Source organism: Amycolatopsis sp. NPDC049253 (genome assembly GCF_040678995.1).
Lineage (GTDB): Bacteria > Actinomycetota > Actinomycetes > Mycobacteriales > Pseudonocardiaceae > Amycolatopsis.
This window is the reverse complement of record NZ_JBFAQX010000002.1, coordinates 651,707-665,510: the sequence shown is the minus strand read 5'-3', so window position 1 is coordinate 665,510 and position 13,804 is coordinate 651,707. Positions and strand designations below refer to the sequence as shown.

General features: G+C 71.4%; 16 protein-coding genes. 11 read left to right on the top strand and 5 right to left on the bottom strand.

The window, feature by feature from the left end:
* Window positions 1-41: 41 nt before the first annotated feature.
* Together AB0K15_RS07425 and AB0K15_RS07420 are read right to left on the bottom strand one after the other, a co-directional pair.
* Complete coding sequence (locus AB0K15_RS07425; protein WP_364046594.1) at window positions 42-1,433, bottom strand: MFS transporter; 1,392 nt, start codon at window positions 1,431-1,433, stop codon at window positions 42-44.
* A gap of 433 nt (window positions 1,434-1,866) precedes the next feature.
* The gene (locus AB0K15_RS07420) at window positions 1,867-2,340 is read right to left on the bottom strand and encodes a MarR family winged helix-turn-helix transcriptional regulator (protein ID WP_364046591.1); all 474 of its coding nucleotides are present in this window, start codon (window positions 2,338-2,340) and stop codon (window positions 1,867-1,869) included.
* A 190-nt stretch (window positions 2,341-2,530) separates the two neighbouring features.
* Between AB0K15_RS07420 and AB0K15_RS07415 the strand changes: the two genes are divergently transcribed.
* The 4 genes from AB0K15_RS07415 to AB0K15_RS07400 are packed head-to-tail and all read left to right on the top strand — an operon-like array spanning window position 2,531 to window position 5,561.
* Complete coding sequence (locus AB0K15_RS07415; protein WP_364046588.1) at window positions 2,531-3,580, top strand: aromatic ring-hydroxylating dioxygenase subunit alpha; 1,050 nt, start codon at window positions 2,531-2,533, stop codon at window positions 3,578-3,580.
* Window positions 3,577-3,792 (top strand): hypothetical protein, encoded by a 216-nt coding sequence (locus tag AB0K15_RS07410; protein WP_364046585.1) that lies wholly within the window; start codon window positions 3,577-3,579, stop codon window positions 3,790-3,792. Before AB0K15_RS07415 ends, AB0K15_RS07410 begins: the two co-directional genes overlap by 4 nt.
* An 11-nt stretch (window positions 3,793-3,803) precedes the next feature.
* Window positions 3,804-4,745, top strand: coding sequence for a PDR/VanB family oxidoreductase (locus AB0K15_RS07405; RefSeq protein ID WP_364046582.1), 942 nt, complete (start codon window positions 3,804-3,806; stop codon window positions 4,743-4,745).
* A 21-nt stretch (window positions 4,746-4,766) separates the two neighbouring features.
* Window positions 4,767-5,561, top strand: a complete 795-nt coding sequence (locus tag AB0K15_RS07400; protein WP_364046579.1) for an IclR family transcriptional regulator — start codon at window positions 4,767-4,769, stop codon at window positions 5,559-5,561.
* 1 nt (window position 5,562) lies between these two features.
* Here AB0K15_RS07400 and AB0K15_RS07395 read toward each other — a convergent pair whose 3' ends face one another.
* The gene (locus AB0K15_RS07395) at window positions 5,563-5,724 is read right to left on the bottom strand and encodes a hypothetical protein (protein ID WP_364046576.1); all 162 of its coding nucleotides are present in this window, start codon (window positions 5,722-5,724) and stop codon (window positions 5,563-5,565) included.
* Window positions 5,725-5,947: 223 nt separating this feature from the next.
* Here AB0K15_RS07395 and AB0K15_RS07390 point away from each other — a divergent pair, with 223 nt between their 5' ends.
* The 4 genes from AB0K15_RS07390 to AB0K15_RS07375 are packed head-to-tail and all read left to right on the top strand — an operon-like array spanning window position 5,948 to window position 8,513.
* Window positions 5,948-7,030 carry an ATP-dependent DNA ligase gene (locus tag AB0K15_RS07390; RefSeq protein ID WP_364046573.1) on the top strand — a complete coding sequence of 361 codons (1,083 nt, stop codon included), beginning with the start codon at window positions 5,948-5,950 and terminating at the stop codon, window positions 7,028-7,030.
* The gene (ligD, locus tag AB0K15_RS07385) at window positions 7,027-8,028 is read left to right on the top strand and encodes a non-homologous end-joining DNA ligase (RefSeq protein ID WP_364046570.1); all 1,002 of its coding nucleotides are present in this window, start codon (window positions 7,027-7,029) and stop codon (window positions 8,026-8,028) included. The genes AB0K15_RS07390 and ligD overlap by 4 nt, the downstream gene beginning before the upstream one ends.
* Window positions 8,029-8,033: 5 nt before the next feature.
* A complete protein-coding gene (locus AB0K15_RS07380) occupies window positions 8,034-8,222 on the top strand; it encodes a hypothetical protein (protein WP_364046567.1) in 189 nt (62 codons plus the stop codon).
* Between the two features lie 21 nt (window positions 8,223-8,243).
* Complete coding sequence (locus tag AB0K15_RS07375) at window positions 8,244-8,513, top strand: GNAT family N-acetyltransferase (protein ID WP_364046708.1); 270 nt, start codon at window positions 8,244-8,246, stop codon at window positions 8,511-8,513.
* On the opposite strand, the gene AB0K15_RS07370 is transcribed toward AB0K15_RS07375, so the two are convergent.
* A complete protein-coding gene (locus AB0K15_RS07370; RefSeq protein ID WP_364046564.1) occupies window positions 8,483-8,767 on the bottom strand; it encodes a hypothetical protein in 285 nt (94 codons plus the stop codon). The two genes, AB0K15_RS07375 and AB0K15_RS07370, sit on opposite strands and share 31 nt — an antisense overlap.
* A 107-nt stretch (window positions 8,768-8,874) precedes the next feature.
* The gene (locus AB0K15_RS07365) at window positions 8,875-9,915 is read right to left on the bottom strand and encodes a GTP-binding protein (protein WP_364046561.1); all 1,041 of its coding nucleotides are present in this window, start codon (window positions 9,913-9,915) and stop codon (window positions 8,875-8,877) included.
* Window positions 9,916-10,276: 361 nt separating this feature from the next.
* Here AB0K15_RS07365 and AB0K15_RS07360 point away from each other — a divergent pair, with 361 nt between their 5' ends.
* The 3 genes from AB0K15_RS07360 (at window position 10,277) to AB0K15_RS07350 (ending at window position 13,459) form a co-directional block, all read left to right on the top strand.
* Window positions 10,277-11,401: a nitric oxide synthase oxygenase gene (locus AB0K15_RS07360; protein ID WP_364046558.1), complete on the top strand. Its 1,125-nt coding sequence runs from the start codon at window positions 10,277-10,279 to the stop codon at window positions 11,399-11,401.
* Between the two features lie 69 nt (window positions 11,402-11,470).
* Window positions 11,471-11,977 carry a flavodoxin domain-containing protein gene (locus tag AB0K15_RS07355; protein WP_364046555.1) on the top strand — a complete coding sequence of 169 codons (507 nt, stop codon included), beginning with the start codon at window positions 11,471-11,473 and terminating at the stop codon, window positions 11,975-11,977.
* A gap of 192 nt (window positions 11,978-12,169) precedes the next feature.
* Complete coding sequence (locus AB0K15_RS07350) at window positions 12,170-13,459, top strand: MFS transporter (protein WP_364046552.1); 1,290 nt, start codon at window positions 12,170-12,172, stop codon at window positions 13,457-13,459.
* Window positions 13,460-13,804 lie beyond the last annotated feature (345 nt).

The window sequence follows — 13,804 nt, the reverse complement described above, 5'->3', positions numbered from 1 at the left end:
GTGGTTGTGGTGGGATCGGTTTCGATGGGTTGCTCGGGCAGTCAGGAGCGCGCCGAGGTCAGGGCGGCGGGCGCCCCTTCTCCGGTGATCTCGCTCGTGATCTGCTCGACGGTGCGGCCGCGGGTCTCGAAGGTCGCCACGAGCGCGGCGATCCCGGCGAGGATCGAGATGATCCCGAAGACCAGGAAGAACAGGAACTGCGAAGCGTGCGCCGCCAGGATGAACCCGACGAGCACCGGCATGATGAGGCCGCCGACCTTCTGCCATGCCGCCGCCCAGCCGAGCCCGGTCGCGCGGCTGGCCGTGGGGTAGAGCTCGCTGGCGTAGGCGAAGAGCGTGCTGCCGGCCAGGCCGCTGCCGAAGAACGTGGCGAGCGAGCCGAGCACGATCACCGCGCCGGTCGCCGACGTGGTGCCCCAGGCGAGGCAGAACACTCCACTGAGGACGAACGCCCCGCCGAGCACCACGCGGCGGCCGATCCGGTTGATCAGCTGCCCGGCGAGGATCGCGCCGACCACGCCGGCGGCCGTGATGATCGCCGTGTAGCCGAAGCTCTTGAGCAGGTCCACGCCCTGGCCTTCCAGGACCGACGGCAGCCAGCTCGAGAGCCCGTAGAGGAACGCGCCGGCGCAGACCTCCATGAACCAGATGGCGATCGTGTAGCGAAGGTAGTGCCGGGCGACGAGCGTGCGCACGGTGCCGCCGGTCTCGGGTGCCGCGTGCCGGGCAGCGGCGGCTTCGGTGGGGTTGCCGCCGCGGCACAGGCCGCTGACGATCGCCGCCGCGTCGGCCAGGCGGTCGCGGCGCAGCAGGTAGCGGACCGACTCCGGCAGCGTCGCCAGCATGAACACACCGACGAGCACCGGCACGGTGGCGATCACGAACATCGCGCGCCAGCCGAACGCCGGCACCACCGCGGTGCCGACCGCGGCCGCCGTCGGCAGCCCGATCAGCCACGCCGCCGTGGCCGCGGTGACGAGCGGGCCGCGGTGGCGTGAGGGCACGAACTCGGCGATGTAGGGCAGGACCACGGCGATCTCGGCGCCGAGCCCGATCCCTTGCAGGGCCCGGAACGTGACGAGCGCACCGAAACTGGGCGCGAACACCGCGGCGAGCGAGAACACGGCGTAGACGATCACCGTGATCGACAGCGGCACCTTCCGGCCGAACCGGTCGGACACCGTGCCGGCGACGGCCGCGCCCACGAGCATGCCCGCGAACAGCGCCGAGGAGAACACGCCGGCCGACTCGCTGGTGAGGTGGAACGTCTTGATGACACCCGGCAGGATCACGCCGGTCAGGTTGATCACGAACCCGCACAGGAAATGTCCGATGAGGACGGTTACGTAGATCCTCAGGTGCCGTGCGGTGAACGCCGACTCGTCGAGGCGGGAGAGCAGGGAGTGGGACGAGGTCGCGGGGGACGGGGGCATGTGGGCCACCTCCTTGTGGCTTGGAACAACCCAGGGCTTGTGAAACCCAGCAGCTCGTAGGTCGGCGGCTGGTGCTACCCGGTGGCTCCGTGCCGTTCGACACGGTGGTCGCGCGGCTCGGAACCCGTTGGCTGGCAACCCATCGGCGGTTCGATCGGCCGGTTCGCCAGGCGGCGGCCGCGTGAGCCGCCGGCCTGCGTCCCGGCCGTGTCGAGCCGATCGGCTGCCATCCGTGGCCTCGGCACCTCCGGCACCGCGGCACCCCGAAGCGGCCCGGCTCGAAAGCCGGGCGGTCCGGAGGCCGAGGGAACTCGGCCGGTGGCTCGAAGCCGTCCGGTTCGAAACGTCGTGGCGCGGGGCCGAACGGCCCAGCGTCAAACGGTTCCGATCCGGTGTCGTGCGGTGGTGCTGACCCCCCTTGGGTCTTCTTCCGTCACCGGTCGTCCAGGTTGCCCTGGACGCCGAAGTAGAGCTGCGAGAGCGCGGGCAGCAGCTGATCGCGCACCTCGGGGGTGAGGCTCGCGGTCAGCTCGGCCGCGAACTTGTCGAGGGTGCGCCGGGCGGCGTCCCGGGCGTTGACGCCCTTCGTGGTGAGCTCGAGCTGCATCGTGCGCCGGCTCGTGGCCGAGGGGCGGCGCGAGAGTAAGCCCTGGTTCACCATCTTGTCGACGCTTTCGGACATCGTCGACGGGTTGCGGTGCGCGAGCTTGCACAGCGCCGTGAGCGACGTGTGGCCGCTCCCGACCCTCGACAGGATCCGGTACTGCCGGATGGTGAGCGGCAGCTCGAGCTCGGCGAGCAGCTCCGTCTGGAGCCGGGTCAAGCGCCCGCCCAGTGCCAGCAGAACCTCGCCGAGGCCCGCTTCCGGGCCCAGTTCGTCGAAGGTCTCGGTGTCGTTGGTGGTCATTTTGGTCCCCGTACGTTCCGGTACCCGAAATAACGATGCCGCCGACTGTACGTCCGCCCCCCGCGCTGTGGGAAGGGGTGATTTCGTGACGAGGAGAGTCTTTCAGTGGGTGAAAACCCGGATGGTCGCCGACGCACCGCGGGTGAGAGCTTCGGAAACCGACCCCGACCGAAGGAGCTCTGAGGCGTCGATGGCAGCGTTCGCCCGAAACCAGTGGTATGTCGCCGCATACGGCCGCGAAGTGGGCCGGGAGCTGTTTTCCCGTACCGTGCTCGGCGAGCCGATCGTCTTCTACCGCACCGAATCCGGCGAGGTCGTCGCGCTGGCCGACCGCTGCGTGCACCGCCGCTACCCGCTCTCGGAGAGCCGGCTCGACGGCGACAAGATCGTCTGCGGCTACCACGGCTTCACCTACGACAGCGCCGGCTCGTGCGTGTTCGTCCCCGGCCAGGCCCGGATTCCGCGCACCGCAAGGGTTCCCTCGTACCCGGTGGTGGAGCAGGACTCGTTCGTGTGGGTCTGGATCGGCGAGCGCGAGCTGGCCGACGAGTCCGCCATCCCGCGCGCGCCGTGGCTCGCGGACCCGGCCTACACCACCGTGAGCGGGATGGAACCGCTCGCGGCGCGCTACGAGCTGCTCGTCGACAACCTCCTCGACCTCTCGCACGAGACCTACCTGCACGGCGGCTACATCGGCACGCCGGAGGTCGCGAACACGCCGATCACCACGGAGGTCGACGAGGACCGCGGCATCATCTACGTCAGCCGGCACATGGCCGACGCCGAATGCCCGTCGTTCTACGCCAAGTCCACCGGCATCGAAGGCCGGATCACGCGCTGGCAGGACATCGAGTACCACCCGCCGTGCCTGTACCTGCTGCACAGCCGCATCGCGCCCGTCGGCGTGCTGCCGAACGAGGACGGCACCGACCCCGACGGCTTCCACGTGGAGGTCGTCTACGCGATCACCCCGGAGACCGAGCACAGCACCCACGACTTCTGGGCCGTGGCACGGGATTTCGCGCTCGACGACACCGGGGTGTCCGATTTCCTCGCGGAGAACAACCGCACGGTCGTGCTGCAGGACGTCCGGGCGCTCGACATCCTCGAACGCGTCATCGAGGCGGAACCCGAGGGATATCAGGAGCTTTCGGTCAACATCGACACGGGCGGGCTGGCCGCGCGCCGCATCCTCAAGAAGCTGGCGGCCGGCGAGAGCGCGCAGGTCGTGCCGTCGTGAGCGAGCGCGTGGCGATGCTGCGGGGCGAGAACGTGGTGCGCATCCACTGGAAGCTCGGCACCGACGTGCTCGTCGGCGTGTGCCACTGCGGGGCCGAGCACGAGTCGGAGGACCCGGTCGAGCTGTGGGACTGGTTGCTGGCCCACCCCGTCGGGCACGGCGGACCGTCGGTGCCGGTGGCCCCGCCGGAGCGCGTGGCCGTCGCCGTCTAGGAGGAGGAGAGATGAGCGTCCTGGCCACCGAGCTGGAGCTCGACGTGGTGCTGGCGGCCCCGGAACGGCTGGCCGACGGCGTCGTCCGGCTGACCCTGCGTGACCCGGCCGGCGCGGCGATGCCGGCGTGGGAGCCGGGCGCGCACGTGGACCTGGTGCTGGGCCCGGACCTCGTGCGGCAGTACTCGCTGTGCGGTGACCCGGCCGACCGGTCGGTGCTGCAGGTCGCCGTGCTGCACGAGCCGTCCGGACGCGGGGGCTCGGCGCACGTCCACGGGCTGACCGGTGGTGAGCGCCTGCGCGTGCGCGGTCCGCGCAACCACTTCGCGCTCGTGCCCTCGCCGCGGTACCTGTTCGTGGCGGGCGGCATCGGCATCACACCGTTGGTGCCGATGCTCGCCGCGGCCGAGGCGGCGAGGGCCGAGTGGCGCCTGCTCTACGGCGGGCGCACCCGGGCGTCGATGGCCTTCGCCGCGGAGCTGCGCGAACGCTACGGCGACCGCGTCGAGCTGGTGCCCCAGGACGAACGCGGACTGCTCGACCTCGACGCGGCGCTGACGGCGGCACCGGGCGCGGCCGTCTACTGCTGCGGCCCGGAACCGCTGCTGGCGGCCGTCGAGCAGCGGTGTGCGCCCGATTTGCTGCACGTCGAGCGGTTCACGGCGTTGCCCGACACCGGTCCGCGCGACGCCTTCGAGGTCGAGCTCGCCCAGTCGGGCCGGACGCTGGAGGTACCGGCGGACCGCTCGATCCTCGAGGTGCTGGAGGAGTCCGGCGTGCCCGTGTTGTCCTCCTGCCAGGAAGGGACGTGCGGCACGTGCGAGACCGGCGTGCTCGCTGGGGTGCCGGACCACCGCGACTCCGTGCTCACCGGCCCGGAGCGGGAGGCGGGCGACGTGATGATGATCTGCGTGTCGCGCTGCGCCGGTGCGCGACTGGTTCTGGATCTCTGACTCCGCGGGTAGCGTGAGGCGATGACCCGGCAAGCCCCGGCGACGGGCACCTCGGTGACCAGCAAGGTGCTGGCGCTGCTCGAGGCTTTCACCCCGGACGCCGCCGACCTGAGCCTCAGCGAGCTGGCCCGGCGGTCCGGCGTCTCCCTCGCGACCGCGCACCGGCGCGCGGCCGAGCTCGTCGAGTGGGGCGCGCTGGAGCGCGACGCGGCCGGGCGCTACCGCATCGGGCTGCGGCTGTGGGAGGTCGCGTCGCTCGCCCCGCGCGGGCTCGGCCTGCGTGACGCGGCGATGCCCTTCCTGGAGGACCTGTACGAGGTCACGCACGAAAACGTGCAGCTCGCCGTGCGCGAGGGCCTGGAGGTGGTGTTCGTCGAACGCATCGCCGGGCGCGACGCCGTGCCGGTCTGGACCCGGGTCGGCGGCCGGTTCGCCTTGCACGCCACGGGCGTCGGCCTCGTGCTGCTGGCCCACGCGCCCGCGGCCGTGCAGGAGGAAGTGCTCGGCGGTCCCCTGCACAGCTACACCGCGAAGACCGTCTGCGACCCGGCCCGGCTGCGCCGCGTGCTCGCCGACGTCCGCAAGCAGGGCTACTCCGTCAGCGACGGGCAGGTGACCGTCGACGCGCTCTCCGTCGGCGCCCCGGTCTTCACCGCCGACGGCACGGTCGCGGCGGCAGTGTCCCTTGTGGTCCGCGCCGACAGCGCGCAGCCGGGCGCGTTGGCGCCCTTGGTGATGGCGGCCGCGCGCGGCATCTGCCGCGCACTGGCGGGCGGGCCGGCGCGGGTGTTCCCGGCCGGCCGCACCCGTCCGTGACCTACCGCGGCGGCGCCGGTCCCGCCGGCCACGCCACCCGCAGCCCCCGACCCGGCCTCGCGGTCAGGCCGCGCACGGGCTTGCCGGCGATCCGGTCCGGCAACCGGCGGCGGCTCCGCGCGACGGCCGCGAGCGCGCGGCGGGCCGTGATCGCCGTGACCACCCGGCTTTTGTGGCCTTCACCGGGCGCTGGCGCGACCCCGCAGCCGCGTCAGTGCCCGGTAGCGGGGCACTTCCTCGCGGCGGTGTCCCGCCATCAGGTTCGCGGCGATCCCGAACAGCCACAGCCGCAGCTCGCCGCGGGAGTCGAGGGGGAACTTCTCCCCGAACGGGCGAGGAAGGTCAAAACGGTGCTGGTCAGCGGCGGCTCGGCCTAGGATCGGCGCGTGGAGCTTCCCGTGATGCCGCCGGTGCGGCCGATGCTCGCCAAGGCCGTGCACGAGGTCCCCAGGACCGAGGGGCTCTGGTTCGAGCCCAAGTGGGACGGGTTCCGCTGCGTCGTGTTCCGCGACGGCGCCGAGGTGGAGCTGGGCTCGCGCAACGACCGCCCGCTCACGCGCTACTTCCCCGAGCTGGTCGAGCTGCTGGGCGACGCGCTGCCGGAGAAGTGCGTGGTCGACGGCGAGATCGTGCTGGTCACGCAGCGGGGCCTGGACTTCGAGTCGCTGCAGCTGCGGCTGCACCCGGCCGCGAGCCGCGTGCGGAAGCTGGCCGAGGAGACGCCGGCGAGCTTCATCGCGTTCGACCTGCTGGCGCTGGGGGAGCGCGACCTCACCGGTGAGCCGTTCAGCACGCGCCGGCGGATGCTGGAAGACCTGCTCGGCGACAACCCGAGCGGCGGCCTGCAGCGTGTCCACCTGACCCCGCTGACCACGGATCCGGACACGGCCGAGGACTGGTTCACCCGCTTCGAGGGTGCGGGGTTCGACGGCGTGATGGCCAAGCCGGCCGACCAGCCGTACGAACAGGACAAACGGGTGATGTGGAAGGTCAAGCACGAGCGCACGGCCGACTGCGTCGTCGCGGGGTTCCGCTGGCACAAGGACGGCCAGGGCGTCGGCTCCCTGCTGCTGGGCCTGTTCGACGACGCCGGCGCGCTGCACCACGTCGGCGTGGCCAGCAGTTTCACCGCCAAGCGGCGCCGTGAGCTGGTCGACGAGCTGGCGCCGTTGCGGGAGAACGCCCTCGAAGGCCACCCGTGGCGCACCTGGGCCGAGTACGAGCCCGAGCCCGGCCGCCGGCCCGGTGCGAACAGCCGGTGGGCGCCGCAGAAGGACCTGTCGTGGGAGGCGGTGCGGCCCGAGTGGGTCGCGGAGGTCCGCTACGAGCATCTGCAGGGCGGCCGGTTCCGCCACGGCGGGCGGCTCGTGCGCTTCCGCCCCGACCGTGACCCGGCTTCGTGCACGTACGCGCAGCTGGAGGAGGCGCCGCCGGCCGAGCTGGCGACGTTGTTCGGGGAGGCGAGATGAGCGGTGTTGCCCTGGAGCTCGACGGCGTCGAGCTCACGATCTCCAGCCCGGACAAGGTGTACTTCCCCGAACGCGGCGAGACGAAGCTCGATCTCGTGCGCTACTACCAGGCTGTGGCCGGTCCGCTCCTCGACCGCCTCGGCGGCCGTCCGCTGCTGCTGGAGCGCTACCCGGACGGCGCCGGCGGCAAGAGCTGGTTCCAGAAGCGCGTGCCCAAGACCGCGCCCGACTGGCTCACCACCACCGTCGTCTCCACGCCCAACGGCACCACCAGCGACGCCCTCGTGGCCGCCGACCTCGCCCACGTCCTGTGGGCCGTCAACCAGGGCTGTCTCGGCTTCCACGTCTGGCCCAACCGCGCCGCGTCCCTCGACATCGCCGACGAGCTGCGCATCGACCTCGACCCGTCGCCCGGCATCGGCTTCCCGCAGCTGCGCGACGCGGCGGTGCTCGTCCGGGAGTTCCTGACCGAGCTGGGCATCGAGGTCCACGTGAAGACCTCCGGCTCGCGCGGCCTGCACCTCTACGCCATCCTCGAACCCCGCTGGGACGGCTACCAGGTGCGCGCCGCCGCCGTCGCCCTCGCGCGGGCCCTCGAACGCCGCCACCCGGACCTCATCACGGCCCAATGGTGGAAGGAAGAACGCGGCACGCGCGTCTTCGTCGACTTCAACCAGAACGCGCCGCACAAAACGGTTTTCGGCGCGTGGTGCGTGCGTCCTCGGGTCGGCGGCCAGGTCTCCACGCCGATCTCGTGGGCCGACCTCGCCACCGTCACCCCGGACACGCTCACCCTGTCGTCGGTACCCGCCCTCGTCGCCGAACACGGCGACCCCTGGGCCGGCTCGAACGACCGGCCGCAGTCGATCGAGCCGCTGCTGGAGCTGTCCCGCGAGGACCTCGCTTCGGGCCTCATGGACGCCCCCTGGCCACCGGTGTACCCGAAGATGCCGGGCGAGCCCCCGCGCGTGGCGCCGAGCCGCGCGAAGAAAAGCTGAGCCGGGTGCCCCTCGCCATCCAGGCGCGCGACGAGGCCGATCCCGCCGTGCGCGCGTTGATCGACACGATGACGGCCGAGCTCATCTCCGTCTACGACCTGCCCCCGGACGCGCGCCCGTCCCCGCTGGCGCCGGAGGCCCGCTACCTGCTGGGGACCGGCGACGGCCTGCCGCTGGGGTGCTGCGCCGTGTAGCCCGCGGCCGACGGCTGGTGCCTGCTCAACCGCATGTACGTCGCGCCGCAGGCACGGGGGAGCGGGCTCGCCACCGCACTCGTCGCTGCCGCCGAGCGGGTGGCGCGCGAGTTCGGCGCGGCCGGGATGCGGCTCGAGACCGGCGTGCGGCAGCCCGCCGCGAGGCGCCTGTACGAGCGCGAGGGCTACCGGCGGATCCCCGCGTTCCCGCCGCACGAGAACGACCCGGAGAGCGTCTGCTACGCCAAAGACCTCGCGGGTCACTCGAACGGCAGGTCGAACGCCAGCTGACCGTCCTCGTCCGAGCCCCTCGGCGGTGCCCCCGACAGCGTCGCGGCGCACGCGGGGCACGGGGTGACGTCGCCGGTGCCCGGGGCCGTGAGGTCGACCGGCGTCCACGTGCGGGATTCGCGTTCGCCGCAGACGGAGCGGCGGTAGCGCAGGTCGCCGGCTCGGGTCATGAGGTGGGCGACGGGCGCGTCGTCGGGGAGGGCGCCGACGAGGTACCAGCGCGTCGCGGTGTGGACTGTGGGGATTGTCGCCATGGAACTGTCCTCCTGGGAGGCCGGTTCAGCTTCATTCCTTCGCCACAGTCATCTTCCGTCGCGGTACGCCCGAATCGGCGCGTTTGGCGCTGTTCGGCGTGGCGTGCTCAGTCCTGCGCGGACTGTTCTGCCTGGTCAGAGCTCGGTTCGTCGAGGTAGCGCAGGATTCGCAGCAGGCCGCGTTCGTCGATCTCGTCGTCGTCCGCCACACACTCGGCGAGGCGCCGCGTGACGTCGTCGGCGTCGAGGCCGGCGCCGATGAGCACGAGTTCGGTGCGGCGCGGGCGTCCGGCGGGCCACGCGGAGCGGTCGAGCTGGATGAACGCACCCACGGTGTGCAGCCCGAACCGCGAGCGCGGCCCCAGGTTCACGTGCCCCTTCACGCGGTAGAGCCCGGGCGGGCGCTGTTCCAGGAACGCGAGCAGCCGCCGCGGTGACAGCGGGCGGTCGGCGGTGAAGGTGACGCTCTCGTAGGCCGCGTGGAGGTGCTGCGAATGGTCGTGGTCGTGTTCGCGCAGGTCGTCGAAGGACAGCTGGCCGAAGCGTTCGCGGGGTTTCGGGTCGAAGAACAGCTCCGGGTCCACGCGGCCGTGGTCGGTCACCAGCACCGGCACCCCCGGCGCGAACTCCTCGACGGTCGCGGTCAGCTTGGCGAGCTCGTCGGAGGCGACGCGGTCGGCCTTGTTGACCACGACCAGGTCGGCGATGCGCAGGTGCTCGGCCAGCTCGGGGTGGCGCTCGCGGGTGCGCTCGAACTCCGCGGCGTCGACGACCTCGGCGAGGCCGCCGTAGCGGATGTCGGGGTTCTCGCTGGCGATCATCAGCCGCAGCAGGTCACGCGGCTCGGCGATGCCGCTGGCCTCGACCACGATCACGTCGATGCCGGCTTCGGAGCTCGACAGCCGCCCGAGCATCGCGTCGAGCCCGCTCGCGTCGACGGCGCAGCAGAGGCAGCCGTTGCCGAGCGAGACCATCGTGTCGACCTGGCCGGACACCGCGAGCGCGTCGATGTTCACGCTGCCGAAGTCGTTGACGACCACGCCGACCCGAGCGCCCTGGCGGTTGGCGAGCAGGTGGTTGAGCATCGTGGTCTTGCCCGAGCCGAGGAACCCCGTGACGAGGACCACCGGGATCCGCTGCCTGGCCACGATCGCACCCCTCCTGTCGTCGCGAAGACCTTACCGCCAAGGGATCACGGAACCGCTTCCAGGTCGTGATCAATTTCCGGGCACATTGTGCAAGGTTGAGGTGACGCAATTGATTCGGCGCCCGTAACACCGCCTTCCACCTGCGAATTTCGCATTTCCCGGCCGGTGCCCGGCACATTCGGAGGTTGCCTGGAACGCTGCTTCGGGTACGCTCCCTGCTCTGGCGGAACCCTTGGGGCTACGGGATTTTCCGCTGACTCGGATCAGCACCGATTGACGGAGGAACCGTGGGTCGTCCCTGCGTGTCGCGGGTTGTGTTTTCTGCGAGTGGAGTAGCCCGGTGACCGTTGCGTCCACGCGAGTGAATTTCGACGCATCGTTACCGCCCGAAAGGGTGACAACCGTCGAATACGGCGAGGCCGAGGAATTCATCCGGCTCTGCCACGCGGAAGCCGCCGTGCCCGGCCTGCGGGTCGACGAGCGGTTGGCGCAGATCAAGGAGGAGATCGCCGAAACCGGTTCCTACCGGCACACCTACGCCGAACTGGCTCACGGCGCGCGCGTGGCGTGGCGCAATTCCGCGCGCTGCATCGGCCGGCTCTACTGGCGCGGCCTGCGCGTGCGCGACCGCCGCGACGTGCGCGACGCCGCGGGGGTCGCCGCCGAATGCGTCACGCACCTGCGCGAAGCGACCCGTGGCGGCCGGATCCGGCCCACGCTCACGGTGTTCGCACCGGACAGCCCTGCGACGCCGGGCCCGCGCATCCACAACGACCAGCTCATCCGCTACGCCGGCTACCGCCTCGAAGACGGCTCCGTACTGGGGGATCCGCAGTACGTCGGGTTTACCGACACCGTGCGCGAGCTGGGCTGGCGCGCTCCCGAGCGGCGTGGGTCGTTCGACGTGCTGCCGCTGGTCGTCGAGGCGGAACCGGGCTCGCGGCAGCTGTTCGCGCTGCCCGCCGACGCCGTGCTGGAGGTGCCGCTGACGCACCCGGACCACCGCTGGTTCGCCGGCCTCGGCCTGCGCTGGCACGCCGTGCCGGCCATCAGCAACATGCCGCTGGAGATCGGCGGCGTTCGCTACACCGCCGCGCCGTTCAACGGCTGGTACCTGGCCACGGAGATCGGCGCGCGCAACCTCGCCGACGTCACCCGCTACAACCTGCTGCCCGTCATCGCCGGCCTGATGGGACTGTCCACGGACGACGACCGCACGCTGTGGCGCGACCGCGCGCTGGTGGAGCTGACGTTGGCCGTGCAGCACTCGTTCGACCACGCGGGCGTCACCATCGCCGACCACCACTCGGAGTCGCGGCGGTTCCTCACGCACCTCGAACGCGAGGAGCGAGCGGGCCGCTCGTGCCCGGCCGACTGGAGCTGGGTCGTGCCACCGCTTTCCGGCGCCCAGACCCCGGTTTTCCACCGCTACTACGACGAGCCGGACCCCGAGACGCGCCCGGCGTTCCTCCTGTCCGGCCAATGAGAACAGCCGTTCGGCGGATCCCGGCGGACTGGGGGCGCCGACGGTCCGCCGAGGGCGGACAATAGGGGCATGACCGCAGTGCTCGTCGCCCACGCAGGCAAGACCGGCGGCACCCGCGAGATCGCCGAGGTGGTCTCGGAAGAACTGCGCGCCCTCGGCCACACCGTGGACGCCCGGGACGCGGCCGACGTCGCCGACGTGACCGCTTACGCGGCCGTGGTGGTCGGCAGCGCGCTGTACTACTCGCGCTGGCGCCCCTCGGCGGTCCGCCTCCTGGAGCGCAACGTGGCGGCCCTGCGCGAGCGTCAGGTGTGGCTCTTCCACAGCGGCCCGTGCGGCCCGGGTGCTTCGCTGGTGCACGTGAGCCTTCCCGCGTCCGTGGCCCTCCTGGCGGCGAGCATCGACGCCGAACGCACCACGACCTTCGGCGGGCGGTTGGACCCCGCGCTCGTCCGGGGGTTTCTGCCGCGGCTGATGGCGCGCGGGTCCCGCGCCGGCGATTTCCGGGACTGGGCCCGGATTCGCTCGTGGGCCCGCGACGTCGGGCAGCACGTGAGCTCGCACGTTTCCCTCTGAACACTTGCCCGTTCCCCCTGTGCCGAGCACCTTCTCGATCGTCGCCCGCCCTGCTCCGGCCGTGCCGAAATCCGCGCATAACCCTTGAACGGCACCAAAACCGCCAAACCACATCGGTTGCCCGGTCACCGACTCAGGTGTAGACCAACACCGGCGACACCTCGAAACTCACCAACGAGCAGGGGGACTCCGGTGCCGGATGCCACGGCGGGCAAGAAACCCAAACTCACCTCGGACCAGCGCAACGCGTTCATCGCCGCCTGGCTCGGGTGGACCATGGACGCGTTCGACTACTTCCTGGTCGTGTTCATCCTGGCGGACATCGCCAAGGACAAGTCCTTCGGCGCGACCGCGACGCAGCTCGCGTTCATCACCACGGCGACGCTCGTGATGCGGCCGGTGGGAGCGTTGGTGTTCGGGCTGTGGGCGGACCGCGTCGGCCGGCGGGTGCCGTTGATGGTGGACGTGCTGCTGTACTCCGTCGCCGGCGTGCTGTGCGCGGTGGCGCCGAACTTCACCGTGCTGCTGATCCTGCGGTTCATCTACGGCATCGGCATGGGCGGCGAATGGGGCCTGGGCGCGGCGCTGGCCATGGAGAAGATTCCGGTGCAGCGTCGTGGGTTCTTCTCGGGGGTGCTGCAGGCCGGCTACTCGAGCGGCTACCTGGTGGCCGCTCTGGCGTACCTGCTGTTCCACACCGCGCTCGACCTGGACTGGCGCTGGATCTTCGTGCTGAGCGTGTTCCCGGCGCTCATCAGCCTGCTGATCCGGGCGCGCGTCAAGGAATCCGAGGTGTGGGAGGCCGCGCAGGAGAAGATGCGGGTCACGCGCACCTCGGTGAAGGACGTGCTGCTCAACGCCAAGGTCATTCGCCGCTTCGTGTACCTGATCGTGCTGATGACGGCGTTCAACTGGCTCAGCCACGGCACGCAGGACGTCTACCCGACGTTCCTCAAGTCCACCGAACACGGCGGCGCCGGGCTGAGCGCCTCGACGAGCACGTGGATCGCCGTGATCTACAACATCGGCGCGATCATCGGCGGCCTCACGTTCGGTGCCCTGTCCGAACGCTTCGGGCGCCGCGTGACCATCGTCAGCGCCGCCGTGCTGGGCCTGCCGATCATCCCGATCTTCGCCTTCGACCATGGCGCCGGCATGCTGGCGCTCGGGTCGTTCCTCATGCAGATCATGGTGCAGGGCGCCTGGGGCGTCATCCCGGCCCACCTCACCGAAATGTCGCCCGACGCGATCCGCGGCTTCTACCCCGGCGTCACCTACCAGCTGGGCAACCTGCTGGCCGCGCTGAACCTGCCGATCCAGGAGGCCATCGCGCAGTCGCAGGGCTACTCGGCCGCTCTCTTGTGGACAGTCATCCCGGCGCTCGTCTGCGTCGCCGTGCTGACCGCCGTGGGCAAGGAAGCCAAGTCCATCCGCTTCGGCGGCGAAGCGACGACGACGACACCGGCGACGAGCGTGCAGTAGTTCAGGTCGGTCTCGCCCTGGCCTGCCGCTCCCGCCTCGTCCCGACTCGAGACTGGCGCCGCCGATTCTTCTCGTCCCGACTCGGCTGGCGCCGCCGATTCTTCTCGACCCGCTCCGCGTCGTCCCGTCCTGCCCTGACGGGGCCCCGCCCAGTGCCGACCCCGATCGGCCTGGCCCGACCAGCCCGCCTCGTTGCGACCCGACAAGCCCGGCCGGTTGCGACCCGACCCGGCAAGCCCCGCCCCGTCCGACCCGACAAGCCCGGCCGGTTGCGACCCGACCCGGCAAGCCCCGCCCCGTCCGACCCGACAAGCCCGGCCGGTTGCGACCCGACCCGGCAAGCCC